Origin of the sequence: Humidesulfovibrio sp. (genome assembly GCF_035560995.1) — a bacterium.
Lineage (GTDB): Bacteria > Desulfobacterota > Desulfovibrionia > Desulfovibrionales > Desulfovibrionaceae > Humidesulfovibrio.
Map to the genome: position 1 here is coordinate 1 of NZ_DATMYK010000135.1, position 5,091 is coordinate 5,091.

Sequence of the window (5,091 nt, forward strand, 5' to 3'; positions counted from 1 at the left end):
CACCGCCCGCGCCCGCTGTCCCAAGAGCCACAGGCCCGACGCCAAACTCACGCCGCACACCACAGCCAGGATGAACGCCAGGCGCAGCCAGGGCTCGCCCAAGGCCAGCCGCAGCTGCACGAACTCCAGCCCCGCCGCCACCCACAACGCCGCGCCAAGCAACAGCACCGCCGCCGCCGCCAGCCGCGCCGCGCCAAGGCGCGTCAGCAAAGTCAGCGGCAACACCGCCAGCGCGGCGCACAGGGACCAGTCGCCCCGGCGCAGAGCATGGGCCGCCAGGAGGAACTGGGCCAGCACGGTGAGGATGAGCATGAATCGCGTCATTCGTGGTTCCTTTTTGATAACGCAAGGGGCGCCGCCCCTCAGCATCTTCACAATCGCTCTGACCCGCATACTTGCAGTTGTGCTCGGCCGCATCCATGACTAAAGTCAAGGCTCACGTGGAGGTGCGGCATGGAAAAGGATAAATTGGCGGCGCTTGGGAGCATCAAATTGTTTGAAGGCCTGCCCGAGGCGCAGCTGCGGAGCTTGGCGGGCATTGCCCTGCTCAAGCGCGTCAAGGCGGGCGAGCCCTTATTCGAGGCTGGCCAGCCGGGCACGCATTTCTATGCCGTGGTTTCGGGCAAGGTGCGGGTGTACCGGGCCGCGCCTTCGGGCAAGGAGCAGATTCTGCACGTGTTTGGCGGGGGCGAGGCCTTTGCGGAGGTGCCGGTGTTCGAGGGCAAGACTTACCCGGCCAGCGCGCAGGCCTTGGAGGACAGCCTCATGGTGTCCATTCCGCGCAAGGAGTTCGTGGAGGTGCTGCGCCGCGACCCGGAGCTGGCGTTGGGAGTCATGGCGCTCTTGTCGGGCCGGTTGCGCGCCTTTGTGACGCAGATCGCCCAGCTGAGCCTGAAGGAAGTGCCGGAGCGCCTGGCGGGCTATCTGCTGTTGCTGCGCGCCTCGCAGAACCGCGACGATCTGACGCTTGATCTGCCCAAGGGCCAGATCGCGTCGTACCTTGGCACCATTCCGGAGACCCTTTCGCGCGCGCTCAAGAAGCTGGCCGAGCAGGGGCTCATTGAGATTTCCGGCAACCGCGTGACCCTGTTGGACACGGACGCCCTGGCCCGGCTGGCGGAAAGCGGCCGCTAGCTTTAGCGAAGCCCGGGCCGGAATCCGCACCAGACGGAACAGCGGAGGAGGTCGCCCTCCCCCGCTATCCTTTTACGGCTTGGCCGAAATCACTCCCAGGAAATGCAGGTGACCGGGCAGGCGTCGATGGCCGCCTGGATCTCATCGTCCGAGGCTCCGGTGGGGTTGACCACCTTGGCCTTGCCGGAATCCGCATCGAACTGGAACACGCCGGGGGTGAGCTCGCAACAGGTTTCGCAACCGATGCACTCGTCCTCATTGATCGTCACTGTACCGCCCATAAATTCCTCCATTTGAGGCGACCCTACACCAGCCGCAGGGCGATTGCCAAGGGGGCGCGCCGCTCTCAATGAAGCGGATGGGCCGGCTTGGCTTTATCGTGCGAAAATCCCGGGACGCAGTCCCGGATGCTCCGCACGCAGGACCGCGCGCATGCCGGGGTGGCCGATTTCCGCAGGCAGGCCGGGCGTGCTGGACTGCGGTCCGTGCTCCAGGCGGAAGCTGCCGGGCGCAAGCACCGGGCGCTCCAGGCCCGGCAGGATGAGCGTCAGCCCTTCCGGGCGCCTGGTGTCGAAGGTGCCCTTGAGTTCGACATCCCAGCCGGAGCCGGAAGCGGCCGGGCCCAGCACGCGCAACATGGGCAGGCGGCGCGGGGCCAGACGGTCCAGGCCGGGAATCTCCCGCCGGGCATCGGCCCCGAAGAGCCCCGCCGTAAGGGCGCGCGTGGCCGCGTGGCGCAGCTCCGCAAGGGCCGCGCGGGGCTTGAATGCTCCACCGGCCAGGGAATTCAGGGCAAAGCGCCAGGCATCGGCCACGACCGCAAGGTAGGCCGAACTGCGCGTGCGGCCCTCGATCTTCAGGGCGTCTACGCCCAAACGCGCCAACCAGGGCGCGTACCACAGCAGGCACAGGTCCTGGGGCGCGAAATACTGCGTCCAGGGGGCCTCGCCCGGGGCGGAGGCGTCGTCGGTCCACTGCTCCAGCACTTCCCAGGCCTCCGTGCCCATGCGCTTGCGCTCCTCCACAACGGCGCGCAGGCGGTATTCGTAGCGGCAGGGATGCGCGCACGCGCCCATGCAGGCCGTGCGGCCGGTCTGGTTCACGCCGCGCTCCACCATGTGCACGGAAAGCTGGCAGCGACCGGAAAGGGCCATGCACTGCGCCCCGTGGGCAAAAACCTCCAGCTCGAAGCCGGGCAGTTTCTCGTCGCGCGCGCGGGCCAGGGCGGCCACCTCCCCGGCGGCGCACTCCCGCGCAAGGTTGGCCCGCGTGGCCCCCAGATCGCGCCAGAAGGCCAGGCCCTCGGAATTGCGCGTGTTGGCCTGGGTGCTGATGTGCAGGGGCAGCTGCGGCGCGTGCCGCTGCGCCAGGCGCGCCACGCCCGCGTCAGCCACGATGAGCCCGTCTGCCCCGGCCTCCACGGCCTGCTCCAGCCCCTGGCGCACCAGGGCCAGGTCCTGCTCGCGCGGGCTGGCGTTCAGGCACACGTACACGCGCACCCCGGCCGCGCGCGCCTTGGCCGTGGCCAGGCCGAGCCCCGCACCGGCGAACCCGGCCGCACCGGCGCGCAGGTTGGGGCCGTCGGCCCCCAGGTACACGGCGTCCGCGCCATAGATGAGGGCCGTCTCCAGGGATTCCATGTCGCCGCAGGGCAAAAGCAGTTCAGGGGTGCGCATGGCCGCGTGGTAGCCTTGGCGCGGCTCAGGGTCAAGCCGTTCCGCGCCCACGGGCGCTGATGCCCGCTGCGCAAGCGCTCCCATACTCTCTCTGGACTTTTTGTAGATTCTCGGCGATGGTGCGCGAGGCACGGTGTGCGCCCCAAGCGCCGCCGACCAGCCGGAGGACCATGCCCAAAGGGAGAACGCAACGCGCGGGGCGCACCGAACGCGGGGCCGTCTGGCTCTTGGCGCTTCTGTTTGCGGCCCTGTGCCTGCTGCCGCCCGCCGTCGCCCTTGCCGCCAAGGCCCAGGCCAAATCCGCGGCTGAAAAGTCGGGCGATTTGCCCGCCGACGCCCCGGTGCGCCGCTTTCAGACCCTGCTGACGCGCAAGAACGTCACCAAGGACGCCCTGCGCAAGCTGGAGGCCGAGCTGGAGCAGGCGCGCGCCACCCGCCCGGACGGGCCCAACGGGGCCAAGGCCACCTTCTTCCTGGCCCGCGTGCAGCAGGAGACCGCCAAGCGTTCCGGCCTCAAGGCCGATTGGTTCAAGGCCGCCGACACCTTCGGCCAGTGTGCCGAGCGCTTCCCCAAGTACCAGCTGGCCCCGGATGCCCTCATGCACCGCGCCGCCATCCGCCTGGAACGCCTGTCCGACCCCGAAGGCGCTGCTTCCGACCTCCAGACCGTGCAGCGCTCCTACCCGCGCTCGTCCTTCGCCCCCAAGGCCGCAGCCCTGCAAAAGCGCATCGGCAAAAGCCCTGCTCCGGCCAAGGCCACGCCCGCCCCGGAGCCGGCCCCGGACCCGACGCCCGCGCGCGGCGGCGAAAAGGCCATGCTCCTTGAGGTGCGGCCCAAGAACAACGGCGCAAACGCCCGCATCGTCCTCGACCTCGACTCTCGCGTGAAGTACCGCTACCAACTGCTCGAACACGCCGGGGGCAAAAGCAGCGCAGGGCGCATCTACGTCGATCTGCTGGGCGCGCGGCCCAGGCCCGGCCTGTCCGAAGAGGTGCAAGTGACCGGCGGCATTCTGCGGCACATCCGCGTGGCCCCAAAAGATGCCGACGCCACCCGCGTGGTCCTCGACTTCACCGACCTGAAAGACTATCGCGTCACTGTGCTGGATGCCCCTTTCCGCCTTGTGGTCGACGCCTTCAGCACAGCGGATGGCAAGGCCAACACGCCCGCGCCCGTTTCCGCCCCGGCACCGGCCGAGGAAGCGCCCGCCTTCACCGCGCCCAAGGGCAGCCGCAAGAAAATGGCCGAGAACCTCGTGGAGCAACTGGGCCTCACCGTGCGCACCATCATGGTCGACGCCGGGCACGGCGGCAAAGACCCCGGAGCGCGCGGCTACGGCCTGATGGAAAAAGACGTGAACCTGCGCATGGCCCTGATCCTGGGCAAGATCCTCAAGGAACGCGGCTTCCGGGTCATCTACACGCGCACCACCGACGACTTCCTGGCCCTGGAGGAACGCACTTCCCTGGCCAACGCCAAGAAGGTCGACCTGTTCGTGTCCATCCACTGCAACGCCCACACCGACCCCTCCATGAACGGCCTGGAGACCTACAGCCTGAACCTGGCGCGCACGCCAGACGCCGTGCGCGTGGCCGCGCGCGAGAACTCCGTGTCCGACAAGAACATCAGCGACCTGCAGATGATCCTCACCGACCTGATGCTGACCTCCAAGATCAAGGAAAGCGTCGATCTCGCCCGCGTCGTGCACCGCCAAGGCCTCTCCGCCATCCGCAGCAAGTGGACCGTTGCGGACCACGGCAACCGCGAAGCGCCCTTCTACGTGCTCATGGGCGCCAAAATGCCCTCCGCCCTGCTTGAGATCGGGTACATCACCAACAAGACCGAAGCCGCGCGCCTCAAGACCGACGCCTACCTGAAGATCCTCGCCAACGGCATCGCCGACGGCATAGGCGAGTACAAGCAGCAGATCGAACGCTACACCAGCAAATAAAACGCGCGCCAGACGCCTCCCCGGCCCTGCGAGGCCCTGCAAATGAGGTCGCAAGGGGCGCTGCCCCTTGACCCCGCCAGAGGGCACAAGGCCCTCTGGACTCCCTGTGGCCGCGTGTCTTCGCCCGTCGCCAAGGCTCCGGGCAAAGACACGCGGCAGAGGTGCCCAAAGGACGCGTCTCCAGCGCCATCTCTAACAAAATCCTCCTCCTCATCCCTCCACCCAGGCGATTCGGCCCTGCCCTGCCCCCAAAGCAGAAGGCCCGGAGCGCTTTGCGCTCCGGGCCTTCTGCTTTGGCCTGCGGGTCCAGGGGGTGCATACCCCCTGGC

General features: G+C 68.3%; 4 protein-coding genes and 1 pseudogene. 2 read left to right on the top strand and 3 right to left on the bottom strand.

The features are described 5' to 3' along the window. Nucleotides 1–324: pseudogene (locus VN419_RS05390) on the bottom strand (4Fe-4S ferredoxin); the annotation flags it as partial. Between the two features lie 129 nt (nucleotides 325–453). On the opposite strand from VN419_RS05390, the gene VN419_RS05395 reads away from it, so the two are divergent. Beyond that, nucleotides 454–1,134, top strand: coding sequence for a Crp/Fnr family transcriptional regulator (locus VN419_RS05395; protein ID WP_325645243.1), 681 nt, complete (start codon nucleotides 454–456; stop codon nucleotides 1,132–1,134). Between the two features lie 89 nt (nucleotides 1,135–1,223). Here the strand turns inward: VN419_RS05395 and VN419_RS05400 are convergent, their stop codons facing one another. Both VN419_RS05400 and VN419_RS05405 read right to left on the bottom strand, forming a co-directional pair. Beyond that, a complete protein-coding gene (locus VN419_RS05400; RefSeq protein WP_325645245.1) occupies nucleotides 1,224–1,415 on the bottom strand; it encodes a ferredoxin in 192 nt (63 codons plus the stop codon). A 93-nt stretch (nucleotides 1,416–1,508) separates the two neighbouring features. Beyond that, the gene (locus VN419_RS05405) at nucleotides 1,509–2,894 is read right to left on the bottom strand and encodes a peptidase U32 family protein (protein ID WP_325645247.1); all 1,386 of its coding nucleotides are present in this window, start codon (nucleotides 2,892–2,894) and stop codon (nucleotides 1,509–1,511) included. 86 nt (nucleotides 2,895–2,980) lie between these two features. On the opposite strand from VN419_RS05405, the gene VN419_RS05410 reads away from it, so the two are divergent. Then, nucleotides 2,981–4,762 (top strand): N-acetylmuramoyl-L-alanine amidase, encoded by a 1,782-nt coding sequence (locus VN419_RS05410; RefSeq protein ID WP_325645249.1) that lies wholly within the window; start codon nucleotides 2,981–2,983, stop codon nucleotides 4,760–4,762. Nucleotides 4,763–5,091: the final 329 nt, after the last annotated feature.

Coding starts and splice junctions, on each gene's coding strand:
- VN419_RS05395 (WP_325645243.1), top strand. CDS start 454: ATGGAAAAGGATAAATTGGCGGCGCTTGGGAGCATCAAATTGTTTGAA.
- VN419_RS05410 (WP_325645249.1), top strand. CDS start 2,981: ATGCCCAAAGGGAGAACGCAACGCGCGGGGCGCACCGAACGCGGGGCC.
- VN419_RS05405 (WP_325645247.1), bottom strand. CDS start 2,894: ATGGGAGCGCTTGCGCAGCGGGCATCAGCGCCCGTGGGCGCGGAACGG.
- VN419_RS05400 (WP_325645245.1), bottom strand. CDS start 1,415: ATGGGCGGTACAGTGACGATCAATGAGGACGAGTGCATCGGTTGCGAA.